Raw genomic sequence first — 23185 nt, 5'->3', positions numbered from 1 at the left:
ACCAGGGACCGAACCGGCCCCGCATGGAACTTATCCTGCGTTCAAGAGTTCGCGCAAAAGGCTAAAGCTCCCGCGTGGGAGGATCAGGTCGACGCGCCTGTCCAAATTCAAGGCAGTGCAGCGGATCGACCTCATCATGCTACTTGCAGTGAGGCATTACGATGAGCAGCAACATTCACCCCAAGACACGCAAGCCCTCCGACAAGGATTTGAAGCAGAATCCCGGAATTGGCGCCTCCAGGGGCACGATCAAGGGTGGCAGTCTTCTCGAAGAGGACGAGGAACTGGACGGCGAGAATACTTTCAAGGGAGATGTCGATAACGACACCACGCCGCAAGGCGGGGTCAATCCCCGGCAGACCGGGCGAACCAACGAATAGGAGCCGGCACGACCGGCGTCGAGCGTGCAGAGGATCGCCCTGATTGGAGGCTGTCATGCTGGATTTCGAGCACGCCAGGCATCGGATGGTGGAGGCGCATATCGCGCGCCGCGGTGTGCATGACAAGCGGGTTCTGGATGCGTTGCGCCGGGTCGCGCGGGAGCAATTCGTCGACGAGGGTTTTGAGGAATTCGCCTATGAGGACAGCCCGCTGCCGATCGGCAGCGGGCAGACGATCTCGCAACCCTTCATCGTGGCGAAAATGGCTGAGATGGCCGAGATCGAGGCGACCGATCGCGTGCTGGAAATCGGCACCGGCTCGGGCTACGCGGCAGCCGTACTGGCCGAACTTGCTGAACACGTTTTCACCGTCGAGCGGCATCGCTCGCTCGCACAACAGGCGGAACGGCGGCTCAATGCCGCCGGTTACCGAAACATCGAAGTCAGAGTCGGCGACGGCACGAAAGGCTGGCGGGAAAAAGCTCCCTTCGACGCTATCGTCGTCGCGGCCGCCGGCAACTCCATTCCCCTCGGCTTGCAGGAGCAGTTGGAGATCGGCGGCAGGCTGATCATTCCGGTCGGTGACGACCCTTACTCGCAGCGCCTCGTTCGGCTCACGCGGATTGCGGCAAACAGGTTCGAGGAGGAGGATCTCGGTGGTGTCATGTTCGTGCCGTTGATCGGCGAGCATGGCGGGCACGAGGAAAACGCGCCGTCGGCGCGCGAGGTACGCCCTCCCCCATTGCCGCGGCAAATCGCGCGAGCGGCCGAAGATTTGCCGGCGATCGACGATCCGGCCTTCGGCGCAATGTTCGACCGGTTCGGCAGCCGGCGTGTCGTCCTGCTCGGGGAAGCCAGCCACGGCACTTCGGAATTCTATCGTGCCCGCGCGGCTGTCACCCGACGCCTCCTCCAGCGACACGGGTTCACCATCGTGGCCGTCGAGGCGGACTGGCCGGATGCGGCACAGATCAACCGGTATGTTCGCGCGGAGGAACGGCAGTCGGAGGCGCAGCCGTTCTTCCAGCGCTTCCCGACCTGGATGTGGCGTAACTCCGAGGTGTCCGAATTCATCGGCTGGCTGCGTGAGTACAATCAGGACGTGCCCGATCATGCGAAAGCAGGCTTCTACGGACTCGATCTCTACAATATGAGCGGCTCTATCGCCACGGTGCTTGCCTACCTGGACAAGGTCGATCCCGAAGCGGCTGCCGTCGCGCGCGAGCGCTATGGCTGTCTGATGCCCTGGCAGAACGAGCCCTCCACCTACGGGCGCGCGGCGCTGCGGCCGGGCTACCGAACCTGCGAAGAGGCCGTAGTGAGACAGTGCATGGATCTGTTCGAGCGATCCATGGCCGAAGGCGACGGCGCTCTCCTCGACGCCAAACAGAGTGCACGTCTGGTCGCATCGGCCGAGCGGTACTACCGCGTAATGTATTATGGCGGCGCCGAGACCTGGAACCTCCGCGATCGGCACATGTTCGAGACGCTCGACCAGCTTCTCGAAGCGCATGGACCGGATTCGAAGGCCGTGGTGTGGGCGCATAACTCGCATATCGGCGACGCGCGGCATACCGACATGGGTACTGTCCGCGACGAGCTGAACATCGGCCAGCTCTGCCGGGAACGCTTCGGTGCGCGGACGGCGCTGATCGGCTTCGGAACAGATACCGGTACTGTCGCCTGTGCCTCGGATTGGGACGGTGAGATGGAGGTGAAGGACGTGAATCCTTCGCTGCCGAACAGCTTCGAGCGGCTGTGTCACGACAGCGGCAAACCGTCATTTCTGCTGGATTTTGGGCGCCATGGCCGGCTCGGCGACGATTTGGCGACGCCGAGGCCGGAACGCTATATCGGCGTCATCTACCGGCCGGAGACCGAACGGTTCAGCCATTACATGGACTCGTCCGTCTCCCGCCAGTTCGACGCCTTCGTCTGGTTCGATCGAACGTCCGCGGTTACGCCGCTCACAATGTCGGCCGACAGCACCGGCAAGGTACCGGATACATTTCCGTTCGGCATCTGAATGGCGGGGACTCCATGCCAGTGCGCATTGGCGGGTCAGGCTGTCGTCAACCGCACGGCCTGTCGAAAAAGCCTGGTTCGTGGCTTTTTCCTTTCGGTAGGCATCCGTTCACGTTCCCGTGATCGGCGAAACTGCAAGCGGTCGCGGAGCGTGACTGCGTGTGCATTTCCAAAGGCTATCAATTCCGATCAGCCCTCACCCGGAGGAAGACCACATGCGCTTGCCGTCATTCAGGATCATCGCCGTTTCCGCGCTCGTCGCAGGCGTGGCGATTGCCGCCCCCGCCTACGCCAAGAACCCCGTTGTCGGTGGGGCGCCGATGTACACCACCAAGAACATCGTCGAGAACGCCGTCAATTCGAAGGACCACACCACGCTCGTCGCCGCCGTCAAGGCCGCCGGCCTGGTCGAGACGCTGCAGGGCGCCGGTCCGTTCACCGTCTTCGCGCCGACCGACGAGGCCTTCGCGGCACTGCCGGCCGGCACGGTCGACACGCTGCTCAAGCCCGAGAACAAGGACAAGCTCACCAAGGTGCTGACCGCGCATGTCGTGGCCGGCAAGATTTCAGGCGCCGAGATGATGAAGCAGGCCAAGGCGATGGGCGGCAAATACGAGATGAAGACCGTCTCCGGCGACACGCTCACCGCCGAGATCAAGAAAGGCAAGCTCTACATCGTGGACGAGTCCGGCGGCGAGGCGAAGGTGACCATCGCCGACGTCAACCAGTCGAACGGCGTCATCCATGTCGTCAACAAGGTGCTGTTGCCGAAGTAGCGGCTTCCGGCGAAAGGGGGCAGCGGCAGGTCGTTGGGGCTTTCTTGGCCTGTCATCCCCGCCTCATGACGAGGTGCCAAGTTTCTTGGGGAAGTCGTTATCGGCGAGGCCGGGGTCCTGTACGTCCCTTGCAGGGCCCCGGTTTCTTCTTGCGTATCGTGAGACGCTGGCTTCAGCGATCGAACTTCGACCGTTTCCGGCGCATCACTCCATCACCGCACTATGGTCGACCTTGGCCGGCGTGCCTGGCTTGCGCAGCAAGAGCACCAACGGGATGGCGGCCAGCGACAGGATCATCATCAGCTTGAAGTCGTTCATGTAGCTGATGACAGTCGCCTGCAGCGTCACCACGCCGTCAAGTGCTGCGCGACCGGCGGCGGTGTAGGGGTTCATCGCCTGCGCGATTGCCGGATTGCCGAATGCCTGGTTGAAGGGCGTCACATAGGTGGCGATGTTGGCATGGTTGATCTGCACGTTCTGCGTCAGGAGCGCGGTGACCACCGAGATGCCGACGCTGGAACCGATGTTGCGCGACAAATTGTAGAGCCCGGTGCCTTCCGCCCGCCGTTCCGGCGCCAGCGTGGCGAAGGTTATGGTGGTCAGCGGCACGAAGAGGAAGCCGAGCCCCGCGCCCTGGATGAAGCCGGTGCTGATGATCGTCCATTGCGAGACATCGGGGGTCCAGCCGGTCATGTCATACATCGCCCAGGCGGTGATCGCGAGGCCGATGAACAGCAACCATCGTGTGTCCACCTTGCCGACCAGCCTGCCGACCAGGAACATGCACGCCATCGTGCCGAGGCCGCGCGGGCCCATGACGATGCCGGCCGTCACCACGGGGTAGCCCATCAGCGTCTGCAGATAGGGCGTCATCAGCGCCAGCGAGGCCAAGTAGGTGATGCCGACGATGAAGATGAAGATCATGCCGACGGCGAAATTCCGGTCCAGGAACAGTCTCGGATTGACGAAGGTGTTGCGGGCGGTGAAGGTGTGGACGAGGAAGATGTAGAAGGCCGATGCGCAGATCACCGCCTCGACGATGATCTCGGATGACGAGAACCAGTTGAGCTGCTCGCCGCGATCGAGAAACATCTGCAGGGCGGCGATGGTGACGCTGAGCATGCCGAAACCCAGCCAATCCAGCCTTGCCTTGAAGTCCAGCTTGGTTTCCAGGACGTACAGCGACACGCCGACGAAAGCCAGCGCGCCGATCGGCACGTTGATGTAGAACACCCAGCGCCAGCTGACATTTTCGGTCAGCCAGCCGCCGATGACCGGACCCAGCACCGGCCCGACCATCACCGAAATGCCGAACAGGGCCATGGCGGAGCCGCGCTCTTCCACGCTGTAGATATCGAGCAGGATGCTCTGTGACAGCGGCACTAGGGCCGCGCCGAACAGGCCCTGCAGCAGGCGGAAGCCGACGATCTGCGGCAGCGACTGCGCGAAACCGCACAGCACCGAGGCGACGACGAAGCCGGTGATCGAGGTCAGGAGGATGCGCTTGCGGCCGAAGCGGTTGGCAAGATAGCCCGAGGGCGGCGTCATCACCGCCGCCGCCACGATGTAGGAGGTCAGAACCCAGTTGATCTGGTCGGCGCTGGCCGAGACGCTGCCCTGGATATAGGGCAGCGCGACATTGGCGATGGTGGTGTCCAGCGCCTGCATGATGACGGCCAGGATCACGCAAGCCGTGATGGCGCCGCGATTGGCGACCACCGGCGTGGCAGCTGTCGCGAACGCGCTGGTCATGACTTTTGTCCGAACCGGTCGATGAGGTTGGTGACGAAGTCCGGCAGGCCGCGCGCATGGCCGGTCTCGACGTCGACCACCACGCTCATGCCGCCGCGCAGCGGCGGCTTGCCCTTGGTGTCATCGACCGTCACGCGCATCGGGATGCGCTGCACGACCTTGACCCAGTTGCCGGTGGTGTTCTGCGCCGGCAGCAGTGAGAAGCTTGACGACGAGGCCGGGCTGATCGAGGCAACCGTGCCGTGCCAGACGGCGCCCGGATAGGTGTCGACGCTGATCGTCGCCGTCTGTCCCGGCCGCACATAGGTCAGCTCGGTTTCCTTCGGCTCCGCCTCGATCCACAGATCGGTCGATGAAACCAGGCTGAAGGCCGGTTGCGAGGCCGGCAGATATCTGCCGACCTGAAGCGCGTCGACATTGGTGACGACACCGTCGAACGGCGCCTTGACCACGGAATCGGCGAGGTTGCGCTGCGCATCGTCGACGCCCGACTGGGCCTGCAGGTAGAACGGGTTCTTCTCCACCGGCTGGTCGGCGTTGCCGCCCTGCTGGGCAAGGGTGGCCTGTGCCTGCGCCTTGGCGACGGACACTTTCTGGCGCGCCGCGACGAGGTCGTGCTGGGCGCTGTCGAAAGACGCCTTGGAGGCGGTGGAGGTCTTGAGCAGGTCCTGTTGCCGCTGGAAGGCGGCCTCGTAATAGGGAATGTCGGCTTGCGCCTGTTCGATCTGCGCCAGCGACTGCTGGTAGCTCGCCTGCAGGGTCAGCACCTGGTTGCGCACGGTCCCGAGCTGGGCCTGGGCCGCGGCGAGAGCGGTTTCGAAGGAGGCCGGCCGCAGGCGGAACAGCACGTCGCCCTTCTTCACCGCCTGGTTCTCGCGCACGTCGATCTCCTGCACGGTGCCGGAGACATCGGTGGACACGCCGAGCGACTGCGCCTGGATATAGGCATTGTCGGTCGTCATCACCTGGCCGCCGGTGACGTAGTAATAGGCGCCGACGGCGAGTGCGACAGGAAGCAGCGCAAACAGCACCGGCCGCTTCAGGCTGCGCTTCGGCTTGGCCGGAGCGGAAGGGGCAAGGGCGGCAGGCGCCTGTTGAGGCTGCGGCTCCTTGGCCGGCGCCTCGAGCGCCGCCGGCGCTAGCGCAGCCGGGGCTTCCAGCTCGTCATTGCCGATGACGGCATTGGCACGCCTCTGTTCGCGCTCGCTGTCCAGCCGGATGATCTGGTCGCCGGTGCGACCCGTGGCAGGGTCGTCTTCGGCAGGCTTCTTGGGGGATGTCGATTCAGCCATGGACTTTCTCCCGGTCGCCGGCTGGCTGGGTGCGAGCCGCGAGCAGATTGGATTTGATCAAGCGTGGGGTTTGCAGCCGATGCTGCGGCGTTGCGGACGAAAGACCGGCGAAGGCCTCGTCTCGTGTTTTCCGGCCGTTGCCGCGCATGATGGTCCGGCGGATGCCTTCACGCAGGCGCAGATAAGCCGGCACCCGCGATTGGGCTCGGCTCAGCCCCGACGCCGGCAAACGCTGCCCGAACCGCGTTCGAAGCAGGCGCGCAACGTTGTGCAGCATGAAGCTGATATGGGGCGAGGACGACATGGGAAGAGGTCGGGATCTACGGACAAGTTTTCGTGAGCATGCTTATTATCATCATGCACATAATCCCGCTGGACGGCGCGTGCAAGACGGACTAAGCCGCCCGGACAAAAAATCGCATGGGCCACGACACCGAAGAGGCGCCCCGGCGGCACGAATTTTCCGGCAAGGATTTCGACGATGAACTGGATCAGGATCGCAGCCGTGACGGCTCTCGTCGGGTGTCCCGGCATCGCGGTTGCAAAGGAGGCGGTGAGCTGCGGCGGCGCCGCCATGCTGGGTGGCGCGCAGCTGAACTGCAGCCACGTCGAACCCGCGGCATCGCCGCAATTCTGCACGTTCAGCTGGGCTCTCCACACCATGGCGGGCGATCAGAAGGTCGTCGAAGGCACGTTCCTGCTACCGCCAGGTGCGGCCAACGTTACCGTCTACCAGGGCGGCGGTTTCGACAGCGCGCTGTCCAATCCGATCGTGATCTGCCGCGGCAACAAATGAGCCTGGCACGCACGGAAGACTCGCTCCCCGGCCGATTGGTGCTATAGGGCGGATCACGTTATTTTGACCAGGCGCCTCCCCCAGCGGATGCGTTTGTCTGCCAATTCCCGGACGAACCGACATGGACGGACCCAGCCCCAACATCAAGCACCCGATCCCGATGCACACGCGCGTCGGCTTCCTGAAGCCGCTGGTGACGGAGCCGAACATCGAGATCGGCGACTTCACCTATTATGACGACCCGGACGGACCGGACAAATTCGCGCAGAAATGCGTGCTGCACCACTATCCCTTCATCGGCGACAAGCTCATCATCGGCAAGTTCTGCGCCATCGCCGAAGGCGCGCGCTTCATCATGAACGGCGCCAACCACGCAATGTCCGGCTTTTCCACCTATCCGTTCAACATTTTCGGCCATGGCTGGGAAAAGGGTTTTGACCCGGCGACATGGTCGAAGGAGGTGCGCGGCGACACGGTGGTCGGCAGCGATGTCTGGATCGGCATGGAGGCGGTGATCCTGCCCGGCGTGGAAATCGGCCATGGCGCCATCATCGCCGCCAAATCGGTTGTGACGCACGATGTGCCGCCCTATGCCATTGTCGCCGGCAACGCCGCCAAGGTGGTGAAGATGCGTTTCGACGACAGGACGATCAGGCGGCTGCTGGCACTGGCATGGTGGCATTGGCCGGTGGACAAGATCGGCCGCAACCTCGATGCCATCAGGGGCGCCGACATCTCTCTTCTGGAGGCAGCAGCTTGAACGCTCTGAACAGCACTGTGATCACCACCGACCTGTTCACGCGCGGGTGGATTTTCATCCGCGGCGTGCCGGCCATGAAGTTCCTGCCGCCGGAAGGGCCGCCGGAAATCGCCTTTGCCGGCCGCTCCAATGTCGGCAAATCGTCGCTGATCAACGCGCTGGTCAACCAGAAGGGGCTGGCGCGCACCTCCAACACGCCGGGGCGCACGCAGGAACTCAATTATTTCGTACCGGACGGATTTTCGGGCGAGGGCGCCGACCTGCCGCCGATGGCGCTGGTCGACATGCCGGGCTACGGCTACGCCACCGCGCCCAAGGAGAAGGTCGACGAGTGGACCAAGCTGGTCTTCGACTATCTCAAGGGCCGGGTGACGTTGAAGCGGGTCTATGTGCTGATCGACGCTCGCCACGGCATCAAGGCCAAGGACGACGAGGTGCTGTCGCTGCTCGACAAGGCGGCGGTGTCCTACCAGATCGTGCTGACCAAGACCGACAAGATCAAGGTCGCCGGCGTACCGCGGCTGATCGAGGAGACGCTGCAAAAGATCAAGAAGCGGCCAGCGGCGTTTCCGTTCGTCCTGGCGACGTCATCGGAAAAGGGCGAGGGGCTGGAGGAATTGCAGGCCGCGATCGTGCTTGCCGCCAATGGCGGCTAGGCCTTTGACTCCAGCGCAATCATCTGGTGGCTTTCTTCCTCGGCGAGCCGTTCGGTGCCGTAGTTCTTCAGGAACATGCCGACGCCCGACCTGACGATGTGGTCGATCTCTTCCTGGCTCGGAGCCTTGGTGCGGTAGGCGAAGATGCACTGCCGGAAGAGGCCGGCCAGGCACAGTTCGGTGAACTGGTAGGCGGCAAGATCGACATCGTCGATCTTGAGCAGGCCGCGTTCGATGGCGGCATTGAGAAACGCCACCACCTTGTCATGGCCGCGTTTGGGGCCGCGTTCATAAAACCGCGCGCCCATGTCGGGTATCCTGTCGGAGGCGCCGATCACCGTGCGCTGCGCCTGGATGACCTTGGCCGAGGTGATCTTCATCGACAGCACCGTGCCGAACTTCACCAGCGTCTGGCGCAGATCGTCGGCGCGGTCGAGCATGTCGTACATATTCTTGAAGATGGTGCCGCGCTCTTCCTCGATCAGCGCCTCGAACAGCTCTTCCTTGTTGGCGAAGTAGACATAGATGGTGCCCTTCGACACGCCCGCTTCGCGCGTGATGTCGTTCATCGAGGCGGCCTCGAAGCCCTTGTCTATGAAGACACGGCGGGCGCCGTCGATGATCTGGCTGCGCTTGATCGGATCCTGTCCGGCCGCCGGCCTGCCGCGGCGCAGGCTCTCCAGCAGGTCATTGCATTTATCGGTTTCGACGTCAGGCGTTGTCTCGGCCATAAAAGTCACACCTCGAAAATAATTCGAACCAACCGGTTCGATTGCCCCTTGATATGGTCCTCTTTTCACGCTATGTCAACGGCCGGATCGAACCGAACGGTTCAGTATTATTACTTTAGAGAGATGTCATGTCCTCGAACGCGCCCAGCACTGCCGAAGTCCGCCCTTTCCCCAACGCCAAGGTCGCTCCGGCGACCGAAGCACCGGAAATTCCCGTCCTGCCGGTGGCACCGCCGCCGGCGGCTGAAGTTCCGGCCAAGAAGAAGCGCTCGGTGCGTTCCTTCCTGCTGCCGATCATCGGCCTTGCCCTCCTGAGCGGCGGCGCCTGGTACGGCTACGACTACTGGACCACGGGCCGCTTCATGATCTCGACCGACGATGCCTATGTCCAGGCCGACATGGCGTTCGTTTCGCCCAAGATCTCCGGCTATGTCGACCAGGTCAAGGTCAGCGAGAACCAGCTGGTCAAGGCCGGCGACCCGCTGTTGACGATCGACGATGGCGACTACAAGATCGCCGTCGCCCAGACCGAGGCGCAGATCGCCACGCTGGCCAAGACACTCGACCGCATCGACGCGCAGACCAAGGCAGCACAAGCGTCCCTGCAGCAGGCCCAGGCGCAGAAGGTCGCCGACCGGGCCGCGGCCGACAACGCCGCCCGTGCCCAGCAGCGCGCCGCGCAGCTGGTCAAGACCCATGTCGGCACGCAGGCGCAACTGGACGACGCGCAGACCGCGCTCGACCAAGCCAATGCCGCGCTGGTTGGCGCCGATGCGCAGATCGCCGCCGCACAGGCCAATATCGGCGTGTTCGAGGCGCAGCGCGCCGAGTCCGCGAGCACGCTCGCTTCGCTGCAGCTCAGCCGCGACAAGGCCGCGCGCGACCTGTCGTTCACCGTGCTCAAGGCGCCTTACGACGGCGTCGTCGGCAACCGTTCCGTCGAGCAGGGCGACCTCGTCAGCCCCGGCCAGAAGCTCGCCGTCGTCGTACCGTTGGACAAGCTCTACATCGTCGCCAACTTCAAGGAGACGCAGCTTGCCCGGCTGGTTCCCGGCGAAAAGGTCAACATCTCGGTCGACGCCATAGACGGGCATCCCATCCAGGGAACCGTCTCGTCGCTCGCTCCGGCCTCGGGCGCGGTTTTCTCGCTGCTGCCGCCGGAGAATGCCACCGGCAACTTCACCAAGGTTGTGCAGCGCGTCCCGGTCCGCATCGACGTGCCGGCCGATGCCCTGAAAACCGGCAAGCTGCGTGCTGGCTTGAGCGTTGTCGTCAACGTTGACAGCCGCACCGCACCTGCCGCGACGACCAACTAAGCACTCTCGGAGGGCGGCTCGGCGGCTGATGAAGCGCTGAGCCGCCCGGCCGGCCTCAAGGAGGCCCATGCAATGGCAACCGCTACCATCACCGCAGGATCTGCGCCGGCAAGACCGGCGGTCCCTGATACAATCTCCACACGCCGCGTCATCGCCTTCCTGGCGATGGTGTTCGGCATGTTCATGGCGATCCTGGACATCCAGATCGTCTCGGCTTCGCTCGCCGAAATCCAGGCGGGCCTCAGCGCCAGCTCCGACGAAATTCCGTGGGTGCAGACGGCCTATCTGATCGCCGAGGTGGTCATGATCCCGCTGTCGGGCTTCCTCAGCCGGATGCTGTCGACGCGCGTGCTGTTCACCATCGCCGCCGCCGGCTTCACCGCGGCCAGCGCGCTCGCCGCGACCGCCACCAACATCGACCAGATGATCGTCTACCGCGCCGTGCAGGGCTTCATCGGCGGCGGCATGATCCCGAGCGTCTTTGCCGCGGCTTTCACCATCTTCCCGCCCTCCAGGCGCGCCGTCGTCTCGCCGATGATCGGTCTGGTGGCGACGCTGGCGCCGACCATCGGCCCGACCGTCGGCGGCTATATCAGTCACGCCTTTTCATGGCACTGGCTGTTCCTGGTCAATGTCGTGCCCGGCATCCTGGTGGCGACCGCCGCCTGGTCGCTGATCGATTTCGACAAGCCCAATCTCAAGCTGTTCAACAAGTTCGACTGGTGGGGTCTCGCCGGCATGGCGGCCTTCCTCGGCTGCATGGAATATGTGCTGGAAGAGGGTCCGAACAATGACTGGCTGCAGGACCAGGGCGTGTTCATCTGCGCCATCGTCATGAGCGTCGGCGCGGTGATCTTCTTCTGGCGCGTCTTCACCGCCGAGGAGCCGATCGTCGATCTGCGGGCCTTCAGCAACGTCAACTTTGCCTTCGGCTCGCTGTTTTCCTTCGTCATCGGCATCGGCCTCTACGGCCTGACCTATCTCTATCCGGTCTTCCTCGGCCGTATCCGCGGCTATGATTCGATGATGATCGGCGAGGCGCTGTTCGTCAGCGGCCTGGCGATGTTCGTCACCGCGCCGATCTCGGGCATCCTGTCGAGCAAGATGGATTTGCGGTTGATGATGATGATCGGCTTCTTCGGCTTCGCCACCGGTACCTGGTGGATGACGCATCTGACCGCCGACTGGGATTTCTACGAGCTGCTCATCCCGCAGATCCTGCGCGGCTGTTCGATGATGCTGTGCATGGTGCCCATCAACAACATCGCGCTCGGCACCTTGCCGCCCGACCGGCTGAAGAACGCCTCCGGCCTGTTCAACCTCACCCGCAACCTCGGCGGCGCCGTCGGCCTTGCCCTCATCAACACCGTGCTGATCGACCGCAACGCCTTCCACTATGCGAGGCTCGCCGAGCATGTGCAGTGGGGCAGTGCCGCCGCGCAGACCAAGCTGCAGAACATGACGCTCAACTTCGAGCAGACATCAGGCCTCGACGCGGCGAGTGCGGCACTCTCCAAGCTGTCGGGCATGGTCCAGCAGCAGGCGGCACTGCTGTCCTTCATGGACGTGTTCTACATGCTGACGGTGCTGTTCGCGACGCTCGGCCTGTTCACCATGCTGATCAACAAGCCGGCCGCACCCGGTGGTGGTGGGGGCGGCGGGCATTAAGACAAACACAGACGTGGGCAGCGGTTTCGGGAAGCTCCTCCAGTCCACGCCCGAAAGCTCTGACCGCGCAAAAAACTCCGGGCCGCAAGACCCGGAGTTTTTCGTTTCGGTCGAATCGCGTCAGGCCGTGGCCGGCTTGAAGGTCAGCGCCACGCCGTTGATGCAGTGGCGCAGGCCGGTCGGCGCCGGACCGTCGTCGAAGACATGGCCGAGATGGCCGCCGCAGCGGCGGCAATGCACCTCGGTGCGCGTCATGCCGAGCGACCTGTCCTCGGTCTTGCCGATGCCATTGGCGATCTCCTGCCAGAAGCTCGGCCAGCCGGTGCCGGAATCGAATTTCGTCTCAGAGGGATAGACCGGCAGGTCGCAGCCTGCGCAGGCGAAGATGCCCTTGCGGTGCTCGTTGAGCAGCGGGCTGGTGCCCGGATATTCCGTGCCTTGCTTGCGCAGCACGTCGAAAGCGGCGGGCGACAGTATCGCTTTCCACTCGTCGTCCGTCTTGGTGATCTCGAACTTCTCGGCCGCCAGCGCGGGCTGCGGAGTGCCCATGCGCAGCATGGTTGCGGCGGCCCCGACGACGCCAATGGCGGCGGCACCGCTCAAAAGAAAGTCGCGACGGTTCATGACCAGTTCCTCCGGTTGTTCTTTTGCCAAAGTATACCGCCACGCCAAAATCAAAAGCCGGTGACGGTTGCCCTCAAACGACACTCCGCACCGTTCCATGGTTGACCATGGACGGCGCGGAGCGTGCGCGTCGATTGCGGATCACGGGAGCGGGACGACGCAATCGGCGGAGAGCTCTTGCCGCAGGTTCGTCCGCGGCAAGCCCCTTGTTACATCTTCGGCAAAAGAACCTTGTCGATGACGTGGATGACGCCGTTGGACTGCTCGACATCGGCGATCGTCACATTGCTAACATTGCCGTTCTCGTCGGTGACGGTGACCTTGCCGCCCTCGGCCTTCAGCGACAGCTCGCAGCCGCCGACCGTCTTGACCTTGTGCGTGCCGCCGTCAGCCTTGGCCATCGAGGCCACATCCGCCGCCATCGCCTTGGCGCCGAAGACATGGCAGATCAGGACCTTGGTCAGCTTGTCCTTGTTCTCGGGCTTGAGCAGCGTGTCGACCGTGCCGGCCGGCAGTGCCGCGAAGGCCTCGTCGGTCGGCGCGAAGACGGTGAACGGGCCGGCGCCCTGCAGCGTCTCGACCAGGCCGGCGGCCTTGACGGCGGCGACCAGCGTGGTGTGATCCTTTGAATTCACGGCGTTCTCGACGATGTTCTTCTGGGCATACATGGCGGCGCCGCCAACCATCGGGTTTTCGGCATAGGCCGCGGTGGCAAGCGCGGAAACAGTGATCGTACCGGCAAGAAAAAGGGTGGCGTATCTACGCATGATGTTCAAACTCCTCGAGTTTCTCTTCCCATTTTTGGGAACGCGAGGAGATACGGAACACAAACGCGCGAGTTTCAGAATATTTTTGAAGTTTTGATTTTTTCGCTCGGGCAATGACATCTGCCTGGCGTACCTTCTTGCCGGCAAACGCACCTATTCTACGCACGTGTTACATAAGATATATTGGGATCATTCCGGAGACGGCTTCGCCGCGAGATGCAGCAGGTCAGATGCCCTTCAGGTCGCCGGCGGCAACCACCGGTCCAGTCGGTTGACCCGTCGGCGAGCCGCCGGCCGGTTCCAGGCTGACGGCCAGCACCGCGCCCTGCGCCAGCTTCTGCTGCGTGGCGGGTGAGACCCCGATATGCGCAGTCGCGCCGGCCGGGATGACGCCCATCGAGACCGGAGCGTTCTTGCCCTCGATCATCCAAAGTTCGAAGTCCTTGCCGGAAGCGAGCATGCCGGAAACATGCGAAAGGCTGACCTCATGCCGCTCGGAATCATAAACGGCGAGATATTTTACGTCGCTGCCGTCGGCCGCCAGCGAGGCGACAAGCCGCGCCTGCGGCTGTTCAGCCGGCCGGTTGACATAGGGCACGGCAATATAGAGCGCCAGCGCCGCGACCGCCGCCACGGCAAGGCCGCGCCAAAAGGCGAGGCTGGACCACAGGCCGGCGCGTGCCTCGGCCGATGTGGCCGCGGTCGATGCTAACAGCCGGCGGTCGACAGCAGCCTTCACCGAAGGCGGCGGCTCGACCTCCGCATAGGCTGATGCCAACGGCGAGAGGCGTATCTCCCAGCCATCGACGAGCCGCGCGAAATCGGTCTCGGTGTCGATGCGCCTGGACGCGATCTGCCGCTCCTCCACCGGCAGAACGCCGAGAACGTATTCGGCGGCGAACAGGTCGTCGCCTCCACGTTCCGGTCCATTGTCCTCTGCCAGTGTCATCTTTCCAGACATTCTCTCAGTTTCATCAGGCTGCGGCGCAGCCAGGTCCGCATCGTGTTCAGCGGCACACCGTGGCGCTCCGCCAGTTCGGCATAGCTTTCGCCCTTGAGATAAGCGCCCCGGACGGCCGCCGCCCGGTCCTTCTCCAGCTCCTCGAGACAATGATGGATGCGTACGGATTCGTCGCCCGCCACCACCATCGCTTCAGGTCCCGGTGCCGGATCGGCCACGTCAAGCGCGGCATCGATATCGGCGGCAGGCTTGCGCCGCGCCCTGACGCGGTCGATCGCGTGGTTGCGGGCGATTGCCACCAGCCAGGAGATCGGGCTCAGATCGGAGACGGCAAAACGATCCGCCTTCGTCCATATCTTGACGAAGACTTCCTGCAGCGCTTCTTCAGCATCTCCCCGGTCGTTCAATACACGAAGGCACACACCGAAAAGTTTCGCGCTGGTCTGCCGGTAGAGCAGATCGAACGCGGCCCGATCCTTCATCGAAGTCCGGACGATCAGCTTGGTGATGTCCTGCGGCGTCATGCGCGCCAAGTTAGGCGGTTGCGTTGTATTTGCAACGCTGGAAATATTCGGTGCACCTAAAGTCCGGCGTCCAGGCGCAGGCTTCGATTGCCAAGGGATCAGCCGCTGGCTAGCTTGGTGGGGAACGGGGAAGCGCCGATGTCGGTCGAACGGATCCTGTGGCAAGAAGACGCGACCGGCCTCGCCGGTCTGGTGCGCAAGGGCGAGCTGTTGGCGATCGAGCTGACCGACGCGGCGATCGCGCGCGCCGAGGCCACAAGGCCCGAAATCAATGCCACGGCCGAGCCGCTCTACGAGGCCGCGCGGGCACGGGCGAAAACCATGGACCGCTCGCTGCCGCTGGCCGGCGTGCCCTTTGCCATCAAGGACCTCGGCATCGCCGTCAAGGGTGTGCCATCGCATGGCGGCAGCCGCATTCCGGCCTCGGTGCCCGACGTCAACTCAGTTATGACCGACCGCTACCTCGCCGCCGGGCTGATCCCGATCGTCACTTCGACATCGCCGGAGCACGGGCTGCGGCTGATGACCGAATCCAAGGCCTTCGGCATCACCCGCAATCCCTGGAACACCGGCCACACCAGCGGCGGCTCGTCGGGTGGCGCGGCGGCCCTCGTCGCTGCCGGCGTGGTGCCGGTGGCGCATGCCTCCGATGGCGGGGGCTCGATCCGCGTGCCTTCCGCCTGCACGGGCTTGGTCGGCCTCAAGACCTCGCGCGGCCGCATCCCGCTGACGCCGCTGGTCAGCGAAAGCTGGTACGGCATGGTGGTCGATCATGCCGTCACTCGCTCGGTGCGCGATAGCGCGCTGCTGCTCGACCTCACCCACGGTCCCGACTCCCTGTCGCCCTATGCGGCGCTGCCGCCGAAGGGCACATTCGCCGCCGCTGCCGCGCGTGATCCGGGCAAGCTCAGCCTGGCCGTCTACCGCAAGTCGCCGCTTGGCCTGCCGATCTCGGCCGAAACGATGAAAGCGCTGGACACCGCCGTGGCGCTTGCGCGCGAGGGCGGCCACACCGTCGTGGAGATCGACCTGCCCTTCATCGGCCGCGATTTCATGGCCGATTTCTGCAGGACGGTTGCTTCCGCCGTCGCCGGCATGCTGCGGGTCGAAGCGCTGCGCGTCGGCCGTCCCGTTACCGGCGACGTCGAGCGTGCCACGCGGGTGCTCGGCCGGTTGGGCGAAATGGTCTCGGCCGGCGAGATCTATGCCGGCCTGCAGCGGCTACACGCCGCCTCGCGCCGGATGATCGAGGAAACCGCGCACTATGATGCGGTGCTGATGCCTGTTATCGCGCATCCGCCGCTCGCCTGCGGCGCTATGGATCCAAAAGGCGCCGACGAGCTGATCGAAGACCTGCTCGACAAGCTTCATCTCACGCCTTTGCTGAAGCTCAAGCCACTGTTCGGCCAGCTGATGGACAAGAGCCTTCTGTTCACGCACTGGCCGGCGATCCACAATGTCAGCGGCCAGCCGTCGATCGCGCTGCCCGTCCATGTCACCGAGGCCGGCCTGCCGCTTGGTATCCAGGCCGCCGGGCGGCCGGGCGACGAGGAGACGCTTTTGTCCTTCGCCGCGCAGATGGAGAAGCTTTCGGGCTGGCTGAAACGGCGGGCGCCGCTGATGGTGCCGTCATGATGACGAGGCCGTGAACGCGGCGAATATGACAGCAATGCCATTTGCCCCCCGCGCCAATTCCCGCTAAGACGCCGCCGTCTTTACCTGATGCATGCCGCCCAAAAGTGCCCGGCGGTTTTGGGGCAACGACATGCATAAACCAAAAAGCCAGGGAACCGCCCGATGACGGACATCGCCGCCACCGCCGAAATGCAGGCCGCCCTGCTGTCTCGCGCTTTGCCCTACATGCAGCGCTACGAACACAAGACCGTCGTGGTGAAATATGGCGGCCACGCCATGGGCGACATCGAACTCGGCAAGGCCTTCGCCCGCGACATCGCGCTGCTGAAGCAATCGGGCGTCAACCCGATCGTCGTTCATGGCGGCGGGCCGCAGATCGGCGCCATGCTGACCAAGATGGGCATCGAATCCAAGTTCGAGGGCGGCTTGCGCGTCACCGACCAGAAGACGGTCGAGATCGTCGAGATGGTGCTGGCCGGCTCGATCAACAAGGAGATCGTCGCGCTGATCAACGCCGAGGGCGAATGGGCGATCGGCCTGTGCGGCAAGGACGGCAACATGGTCTTCGCCGAAAAGGCGCGCAAGACCATGATCGACCCCGATTCCAACATCGAGCGCGTGCTCGATCTCGGCTTCGTCGGCGAGCCGGTCGAGGTCGACCGCACGCTGCTTGACCTCCTGGCCCGCTCCGAAATGATCCCGGTGCTGGCGCCGGTGGCACCCGGCCGCGACGGCCATACCTACAACATCAACGCCGACACTTTCGCCGGCGCCATCGCCGGCGCCTGCAAGGCCTCGCGTCTTTTGTTCCTCACCGACGTGCCCGGCGTGCTCGACAAGAACAAGAAGCTGATCGACGAATTGACCGTCGCCGAGGCCAGGGCGCTGATCAAGGACGGCACGGTCTCCGGCGGCATGATCCCCAAGGTCGAGACCTGCATCGAGGCGATCGAGCGCGGCGTCGAAGGCGTCGTCATCCTCAACGGCAAGACGCCGCATGCGGTGCTGCTCGAACTCTTCACCGAACACGGCGCCGGCACGCTGATCGTGCCTTGAGCGGCACGCTCGCCGCTCGCGGCTCAGCCGATCAGGCGGGTTGCGGAAGGCGCGCGATGACCTTTATCTCGAAATCGAAGCCCGCCAGCCAGTTCACGCCCACCGCGGTCCAGTTCGTGTAGGGCGGTTCGCCGAACACCTTCAGTCGGACGGCGTCGACCGCCTGCCACTGCGCGGCGGGATCGGTGTGGAACGTGGTGACGTCGACAATGTCGTCGAACGTGCAGTCTGCGGCCTTCAGTACGGCCGCGAGGTTGTCGAAGGCAAGCTGGACCTGCTTTTCGAAGACAGGCTCGGGTGACCCGTCCTCGCGGCTGCCCACTTGCCCAGAGACGAACAGAAGGTCTCCCGAGCGGATCGCCGCCGAATAGCGGTTGATGTCATAGAGAGCCTGCCGGCCGGCAGGGAAGATCGCGTCACGTTTGGTCATTTTCACTCCGTTCAAACAAAGGCAAGCCGATCTCCCGACGATCGCGACCTGCGCTCCACTGTCCGGGGCAATTTACATACGCCCGGTATGGCGGATGTGGGTGCATACGCGGCGTATGTCAATATACATACGCCGCGTATTTTTGTGAGAGAGCGGCAAGCCGGTCAGGCGCCCGGCGAAATCGCGGCGCCAGCTTCGGCCGGCTTGCGCGGCGGTCGCGCGACGGCCATCGATTCTTCCTCGGCGTCCTGCGGCGCGCCCCAGAATTCGGCAAGCGTCGGGCCGTCCTTCACCCTGATGTCTCGGACCAGGAAACCCCAGACCTCGCGAAACCAGACCCGGCGGCCCATCTTGGTGTACCAGCGCATCGAATGCCGCTGCTCGGGGTCGGGGTGGAACAGGATGCGCGCCAGCGCCTTCGGCCGCGATTGCACGGCGAGTTCGATCAGCTTGACGCTGAAGAACAGCATCCACGGCTTCAGCCGCGTCATCTGCAGCACCTGGTGCTTGTAGTCCCACAGCCGGGCATCCTTCTGGATGACCTTGCGGTCGCGCGCGATGCGGAAGAACGGCGTCCAGCGATGCGGCGTCACATAGAGCGCCTGGATCTGGTCGGGGTCATAGGCGATGAGCTGGCGAAAGCCGCGCCACAGGTCGCGAAACCCCTCATCCTCGAAGCCGGCCACCCACGTCGCCATCGACAATATGCCGTGCTTTCGCAGCAGCCTTATCGCCTCGCGGTCGGACGAGGTGCTGCCGCCCTTGCGGATCAATTGAAGCGTCCGCTCGTCGGTGTTTTCCATGCCGAGCAGCCAGCGGATGACACCAGCCTTGCGGTAGAGATGCAGGATGTCGGCGTCGCGCACGATGTCGTCGGCACGCGTCGAGCCGACGATCAGCACCGCCACGTTCTCGGCGATCAGTGCGTCGAGAAAGGCCCGCCATGCCTTCTTCGAAACCGTCGGGTTCTCGTCGGCGAGATTGACCAGCTCGACGCCGTGTTCGCGGTGCAGCCAGGCGATCTCTTGCGCGAACTTTTTGGGATCGCGATGCCGCCAGCGGGTCCAGAAGCCGCGCTGGCCACAATAGTTGCACCGATGCGGACAGCCGCGCGAAAACTGCATCACCACGGCGCGCTTGCCGCCCCAGTAACTGTAGCGGCGGTGGTCGATCAGCTCCCAGCCGACGCGGTAGGCGTCGAGGTCGGCAATGGTCATGGCAGCCTGCGTGGCGAAGGGCCGGCGCAGATCGTCGCGAAATGCGATGCCGGCGACGCTCGCCGGCGGCTGGTGCATTTCCAGCGCCTCGACCAGGGCCACGACGGTCGCCTCGCCCTCGCCGCGCACGATGAAGTCGAAGACGTCGGTCGCCGCCAGTATGTCGCGCCAGTGGTAGGTCGGGAAGACGCCGCCATGGATGATGATCGTCGCCGGCTCGCGCTCCTTGATCATTTTGGCGATCAGCAAGGCGGTCGGGTGCGCCGAGGTCGAGCCGGAATGGCCGATCAGGACGAAGTCCGGGATGTCGTCCAAGGCGTCGTCCACCACCCTGTCGAGCGGCATCGGCCCGAACTCGGCATCGACGAGGCGTACGTCATGGCCCGCATCTATGAGCGGGCCGCCGATCGCCAGCAGCCCAAGCGGCGGCAGATGATCGTCCGGCACCCGGCTGCCGATAGCGGTGTGCGGCGGATTGATCAGGACGATTTTCATGGCGGACCTCACAGAGATGGTCCGCGCATGCTGGCCGGCGATCTAGCCGCCAGATTGGCCCGTTTCAGCAGTTTGCGTGCAGCTTTTCCGCAGGAGCGCTGGAGATGGCGCTACTTCCTGAGATGCGCGAGCGGCACGTGGCCGGGGCCCTTGATGTTCTGCAGCACGAGCTGGGTGTGGACGTCGCGCACGCCGTCGAGCCGCATCAGCCGATGCATGACGAAGGCGTTGAGCTCGTCGACCGAAGGCACCATCACATGCAGCAGGAAGTCGTGGTCGCCGGTCATCGTCCAGCACGAGGACACCTCGTCCATGCGCTGCACCGCGGCAATGAACTTTTCCGGCGAGCCGTCGCTGTGGCTGACCAGGCGCACCTGGATGAACACCTCGACCATCAGGCCGACCGCGCGACGGCTGATCACCGCGGCAAAGCCCTTGATGATGCCGGCATCCTGCAGCGCCTCGAAGCGCCGCGCGCATGGCGTCGTCGACAGGCCGATCTCTTGCGCCAGTTCGGAGACGGGCTTGCGCCCGTCGCGTTGCAGCACATCGAGCATCTTGATCTCGAAGTCGTCAAACTGAGGCATTTTCACTCCTCCGATGCGGATTGTGAGTGAATGTTATCCCGAATATCGCTGATGAGCCATCATCGGAACCAAATTGCCTCGGCAAATCCGGTTAGCCTCCAGACACGTCTGCCATTGCCGATTTGCGAGGAGAAAAACCATGACGACGATGAGTGTTGCCGAATATGCCCGCGATTGCGCGGCGCAGGGGTTGCGCGGCGACTATTCGGTCTGCCGTGCCGATTTCACCGTGGCCCAGGACTATGACTACAGCGACGAGGAACAGGCGGTGTGGCGCACATTGTGCGACCGCCAGACCAAGCTGACGCGCAAGCTCGCCCATCATTCCTATCTCGACGGTGTCGACAAACTCGGCCTACTCGACCGCATTCCCGACTTCGAGGACGTCAGCACCAAGCTGCGCAAGCTGACCGGCTGGGAGATCGTTGCGGTGCCGGGTCTTATTCCCGCCGCGCCCTTCTTCGATCATCTCGCCAACCGCCGCTTCCCGGTCACCAACTGGCTGCGCACCAGGCAGGAGCTCGACTACATCGTCGAGCCGGACATGTTCCATGATTTCTTCGGCCACGTGCCGGTGCTGTCGCAGCCGGTCTTCGCCGACTTCATGCAGATGTATGGCAAGAAGGCCGGCGACATCATCGCGCTCGGCGGTGACGAGATGATCACCCGGCTCTACTGGTACACGGCCGAATACGGCCTGATGCAGGAGGCCGGCCAGCCGCTGAAGGCCTTTGGCGCCGGCCTGATGTCGTCCTTCACCGAATTGCAGTTCGCCGTCGAGGGCAAGGACGCCCACCATGTGCCTTTCGATCTCGAAACGGTGATGCGCACCGGCTACGAGATCGACAAGTTCCAGCGCGCCTATTTCGTGCTGCCATCCTTCGACGCCTTGCGCGACGCTTTCCAGACGGCCGATTTCGAGGCTATCGTCGCGCGCCGCAAGGACCAGCCGGCACTCGACCCGGCAACGGTCTAAAACATAAAGCGCGTCGCATAAATCTGTCTCAACGCGACGCGCTTTGGACGCTTTGATCCCGCTGGGCTATTGCATGGCGGCGGGGTTCATCCACAGGAGCTCCCAGACGTTGCCGTCAGGGTCTTCGATGTGGCGGTTGAACATGAAGCCGAGGTCCTGCGCGGGGTTGGGATCGGCGCGGCCACCGGCCGCAGCGCCCTTCTCGATCGTGGCATTGACCTCGTCCTTGCTGCTGGCGGTGAGCGCGATCAGCATCTGGCTGTCACGCCTGGCGTCGCCGATCTGGCGGGTTGTGAACTGGCCGTAATGCTGGTGCGTCAGCAACATCACCCCGATCGCGTCGGAGAACATGATCGAACTGGCCTGGTCGTTCGAGAACTGCGGATTGAGCGTGCCGCCGATCGCGAGATAGAAATTGGTCGCTGCCTGCAGATCGCGCACCGGCAGATTTATGAAGATCATCTTGGTCATCGGTCTAAGCCTTGCCTTCGTTGACAGGTACTAGTCAGTCCAGTACCGTTCCACGACTATCACGAGAGAACGGTACCGTCTAGTACTGGCTGGGAGGGCGCAATGAAAATCGACGGTGAGACCAGATCGGCTCGCAAGGATCGTGAGATCATCCAGGCGGCCACGGCGGCGTTCATCAGCAAGGGATATGACGGGACCAGCATGGAGGAAATCGCCACCAGGGCGGGGGCTTCCAAGCAGACCGTCTACAAGCATTTCACCGACAAGGAGACGCTGTTCGGCGAAGTCGTTCTATCAACCGCTACCCAGGTCAACGACATCATCGAGTCCGTGACGACGCTGCTTTCCGAGGCGAAATTCATGGAAGGCGGCCTGCAGCAGCTTGCCCGACAGCTGATAGCGGTTCTCATGGATGAAGAGTTGTTGAAGCTGCGGCGCTTGATCATCGCCAACGCGGATCGAATGCCGCAGCTTGGCCGCGCCTGGTACGAAAAAGGTTTTGAGCGCATGCTTGCCTCGACGGCGTCCTGCTTTCAAAAACTCACCAGTCGAGGACTGATACAAACCAGTGATCCCTATCTGGCAGCCAGCCATCTTTTTGGAATGCTTCTTTGGATCCCCATGAATGAAGCCATGTTCACGGGCAGCAACCGGCGCTCCAAGGCCGAACTGGAACGGCACGCGGATGCCTCGGTGGAGGCATTTCTGGCCGTCTACGGGGTCCAGCCGAAATAGTGCCGTTCCTCGCCGACTTTTGCGCCGCCGACACACCGCACCCTATCATCCAGGGGTGTCCGGCCCTTCGGCCTTCAGCCGCGCAAGCTGGGCGCGCTGCAGGTCGAGCGCGGCGTTGACGAAGCGCGATATGGTCGCGAGCTCGGCGTCGCTGAAGGTGGCGATCACCTTCTCGCCGTCCTTGGCGACGGCGCCGTAATAGCGCGCCGACAGCTCGCGCGTCGCCTCGGTCGCCTCAATCACCACCTTGCGCCTGTCCTCGAGACTGCGCGTGCGCGTCAGCAGCCCGCGCGCCCCCAGCCGGTCGATCAGCGCCGTCACGGCGGCCGGCGTCAGCCCGGTCGCGGTCGCGATCGCGCCGGCTGATTGCGGGCCGCCATGGAGCAGCCCGAGGCAATGGCGCTCGGCCATGTTCAGCCCGAGCCGCGTCCCCACCGCCTCGTCATAGGCCTGCGTGGCATCCTGCCATTGCATCACGGCAACGCCGATCGCGGCCGCCATTTCGTCGCGATACCCGCTTGACGAATTTATTTCGACCATCTAACTATCAATCCG

Annotated in this window: 25 protein-coding genes; 12 read left to right on the top strand and 13 right to left on the bottom strand. The window is 63.8% G+C overall.

Annotated features, from left to right (window positions below; genetic code table 11):
* The first annotated feature begins 161 nt into the window (after positions 1-161).
* The 3 genes from FJ546_RS14425 to FJ546_RS14415 all read left to right on the top strand — a co-directional run bounded on the left by FJ546_RS14425 (position 162) and on the right by FJ546_RS14415 (position 3181).
* Positions 162-380 (top strand): hypothetical protein, encoded by a 219-nt coding sequence (locus FJ546_RS14425; protein WP_140889953.1) that lies wholly within the window; start codon positions 162-164, stop codon positions 378-380.
* A gap of 55 nt (positions 381-435) precedes the next feature.
* Positions 436-2406, top strand: a complete 1971-nt coding sequence (locus FJ546_RS14420) for a protein-L-isoaspartate(D-aspartate) O-methyltransferase (protein ID WP_140889952.1) — start codon at positions 436-438, stop codon at positions 2404-2406.
* A gap of 214 nt (positions 2407-2620) precedes the next feature.
* Positions 2621-3181: a fasciclin domain-containing protein gene (locus FJ546_RS14415; RefSeq protein ID WP_140889951.1), complete on the top strand. Its 561-nt coding sequence runs from the start codon at positions 2621-2623 to the stop codon at positions 3179-3181.
* Between the two features lie 204 nt (positions 3182-3385).
* Here the strand turns inward: FJ546_RS14415 and FJ546_RS14410 are convergent, their stop codons facing one another.
* The 3 genes from FJ546_RS14410 to FJ546_RS14400 are packed head-to-tail and all read right to left on the bottom strand — an operon-like array spanning position 3386 to position 6529.
* The gene (locus FJ546_RS14410) at positions 3386-4933 is read right to left on the bottom strand and encodes a DHA2 family efflux MFS transporter permease subunit (protein WP_140889950.1); all 1548 of its coding nucleotides are present in this window, start codon (positions 4931-4933) and stop codon (positions 3386-3388) included.
* A complete protein-coding gene (locus FJ546_RS14405; RefSeq protein WP_140889949.1) occupies positions 4930-6225 on the bottom strand; it encodes an HlyD family secretion protein in 1296 nt (431 codons plus the stop codon). Before FJ546_RS14405 ends, FJ546_RS14410 begins: the two co-directional genes overlap by 4 nt.
* On the bottom strand, positions 6218-6529 hold the full coding sequence (locus FJ546_RS14400; RefSeq protein ID WP_140889948.1) for a hypothetical protein: 312 nt from the start codon (positions 6527-6529) through the stop codon (positions 6218-6220). The genes FJ546_RS14405 and FJ546_RS14400 overlap by 8 nt, the downstream gene beginning before the upstream one ends.
* A 177-nt stretch (positions 6530-6706) precedes the next feature.
* Here FJ546_RS14400 and FJ546_RS14395 point away from each other — a divergent pair, with 177 nt between their 5' ends.
* The 3 genes from FJ546_RS14395 to yihA all read left to right on the top strand — a co-directional run bounded on the left by FJ546_RS14395 (position 6707) and on the right by yihA (position 8437).
* Positions 6707-7021 carry a hypothetical protein gene (locus FJ546_RS14395; RefSeq protein ID WP_140889947.1) on the top strand — a complete coding sequence of 105 codons (315 nt, stop codon included), beginning with the start codon at positions 6707-6709 and terminating at the stop codon, positions 7019-7021.
* 121 nt (positions 7022-7142) lie between these two features.
* Positions 7143-7781 (top strand): CatB-related O-acetyltransferase, encoded by a 639-nt coding sequence (locus tag FJ546_RS14390; protein ID WP_140889946.1) that lies wholly within the window; start codon positions 7143-7145, stop codon positions 7779-7781.
* Positions 7778-8437, top strand: a complete 660-nt coding sequence (yihA, locus tag FJ546_RS14385) for a ribosome biogenesis GTP-binding protein YihA/YsxC (protein ID WP_019862432.1) — start codon at positions 7778-7780, stop codon at positions 8435-8437. Before FJ546_RS14390 ends, yihA begins: the two co-directional genes overlap by 4 nt.
* Here the strand turns inward: yihA and FJ546_RS14380 are convergent.
* Positions 8434-9168, bottom strand: coding sequence for a TetR/AcrR family transcriptional regulator (locus FJ546_RS14380; RefSeq protein ID WP_140889945.1), 735 nt, complete (start codon positions 9166-9168; stop codon positions 8434-8436). The genes yihA and FJ546_RS14380 overlap by 4 nt on opposite strands.
* Positions 9169-9296: 128 nt before the next feature.
* Here FJ546_RS14380 and FJ546_RS14375 point away from each other — a divergent pair, with 128 nt between their 5' ends.
* Positions 9297-10484, top strand: a complete 1188-nt coding sequence (locus FJ546_RS14375; protein ID WP_140889944.1) for an HlyD family secretion protein — start codon at positions 9297-9299, stop codon at positions 10482-10484.
* Between the two features lie 72 nt (positions 10485-10556).
* Positions 10557-12152, top strand: coding sequence for a DHA2 family efflux MFS transporter permease subunit (locus FJ546_RS14370; protein WP_140889943.1), 1596 nt, complete (start codon positions 10557-10559; stop codon positions 12150-12152).
* A gap of 120 nt (positions 12153-12272) precedes the next feature.
* Here the strand turns inward: FJ546_RS14370 and msrB are convergent, their stop codons facing one another.
* The 4 genes from msrB to FJ546_RS14350 form a co-directional block, all read right to left on the bottom strand.
* A complete protein-coding gene (gene msrB, locus FJ546_RS14365) occupies positions 12273-12776 on the bottom strand; it encodes a peptide-methionine (R)-S-oxide reductase MsrB (RefSeq protein ID WP_095773270.1) in 504 nt (167 codons plus the stop codon).
* A gap of 209 nt (positions 12777-12985) precedes the next feature.
* A complete protein-coding gene (locus FJ546_RS14360) occupies positions 12986-13543 on the bottom strand; it encodes a fasciclin domain-containing protein (protein ID WP_140889942.1) in 558 nt (185 codons plus the stop codon).
* 226 nt (positions 13544-13769) lie between these two features.
* Positions 13770-14492, bottom strand: coding sequence for an anti-sigma factor (locus tag FJ546_RS14355; protein WP_140889941.1), 723 nt, complete (start codon positions 14490-14492; stop codon positions 13770-13772).
* Positions 14489-15028 carry a sigma-70 family RNA polymerase sigma factor gene (locus FJ546_RS14350; protein WP_095788500.1) on the bottom strand — a complete coding sequence of 180 codons (540 nt, stop codon included), beginning with the start codon at positions 15026-15028 and terminating at the stop codon, positions 14489-14491. Before FJ546_RS14350 ends, FJ546_RS14355 begins: the two co-directional genes overlap by 4 nt.
* Positions 15029-15166: 138 nt before the next feature.
* Here FJ546_RS14350 and FJ546_RS14345 point away from each other — a divergent pair, with 138 nt between their 5' ends.
* Entirely contained in the window at positions 15167-16663 is a 1497-nt protein-coding gene (locus FJ546_RS14345) for an amidase (RefSeq protein ID WP_140889940.1), read from the top strand.
* Positions 16664-16825: 162 nt separating this feature from the next.
* Entirely contained in the window at positions 16826-17719 is an 894-nt protein-coding gene (gene argB / locus FJ546_RS14340) for an acetylglutamate kinase (protein WP_038651183.1), read from the top strand.
* A 31-nt stretch (positions 17720-17750) separates the two neighbouring features.
* Here the strand turns inward: argB and FJ546_RS14335 are convergent, their stop codons facing one another.
* The 3 genes from FJ546_RS14335 to FJ546_RS14325 form a co-directional block, all read right to left on the bottom strand.
* Entirely contained in the window at positions 17751-18149 is a 399-nt protein-coding gene (locus FJ546_RS14335; RefSeq protein WP_140889939.1) for a RidA family protein, read from the bottom strand.
* Positions 18150-18313: 164 nt separating this feature from the next.
* Complete coding sequence (gene bchE, locus FJ546_RS14330) at positions 18314-19861, bottom strand: magnesium-protoporphyrin IX monomethyl ester anaerobic oxidative cyclase (RefSeq protein ID WP_140889938.1); 1548 nt, start codon at positions 19859-19861, stop codon at positions 18314-18316.
* A gap of 110 nt (positions 19862-19971) precedes the next feature.
* Positions 19972-20448: an Lrp/AsnC family transcriptional regulator gene (locus FJ546_RS14325; RefSeq protein WP_095788497.1), complete on the bottom strand. Its 477-nt coding sequence runs from the start codon at positions 20446-20448 to the stop codon at positions 19972-19974.
* 139 nt (positions 20449-20587) lie between these two features.
* Between FJ546_RS14325 and phhA the strand changes: the two genes are divergently transcribed.
* On the top strand, positions 20588-21424 hold the full coding sequence (gene phhA / locus FJ546_RS14320; protein WP_140889937.1) for a phenylalanine 4-monooxygenase: 837 nt from the start codon (positions 20588-20590) through the stop codon (positions 21422-21424).
* Between the two features lie 66 nt (positions 21425-21490).
* On the opposite strand, the gene FJ546_RS14315 is transcribed toward phhA, so the two are convergent.
* Positions 21491-21895 carry a VOC family protein gene (locus FJ546_RS14315; protein WP_140889936.1) on the bottom strand — a complete coding sequence of 135 codons (405 nt, stop codon included), beginning with the start codon at positions 21893-21895 and terminating at the stop codon, positions 21491-21493.
* Between the two features lie 102 nt (positions 21896-21997).
* Here FJ546_RS14315 and FJ546_RS14310 point away from each other — a divergent pair, with 102 nt between their 5' ends.
* Positions 21998-22630 carry a TetR/AcrR family transcriptional regulator gene (locus tag FJ546_RS14310; RefSeq protein WP_140889935.1) on the top strand — a complete coding sequence of 211 codons (633 nt, stop codon included), beginning with the start codon at positions 21998-22000 and terminating at the stop codon, positions 22628-22630.
* A 45-nt stretch (positions 22631-22675) separates the two neighbouring features.
* On the opposite strand, the gene FJ546_RS14305 is transcribed toward FJ546_RS14310, so the two are convergent.
* Positions 22676-23170, bottom strand: a complete 495-nt coding sequence (locus FJ546_RS14305) for a MarR family transcriptional regulator (protein ID WP_140889934.1) — start codon at positions 23168-23170, stop codon at positions 22676-22678.
* Positions 23171-23185: the final 15 nt, after the last annotated feature.

Origin of the sequence: Mesorhizobium sp. B2-4-19 (assembly GCF_006441315.1) — a bacterium.
GTDB lineage: Bacteria > Pseudomonadota > Alphaproteobacteria > Rhizobiales > Rhizobiaceae > Mesorhizobium.
This window is presented reverse-complemented; position numbering and strand designations above follow the sequence as displayed.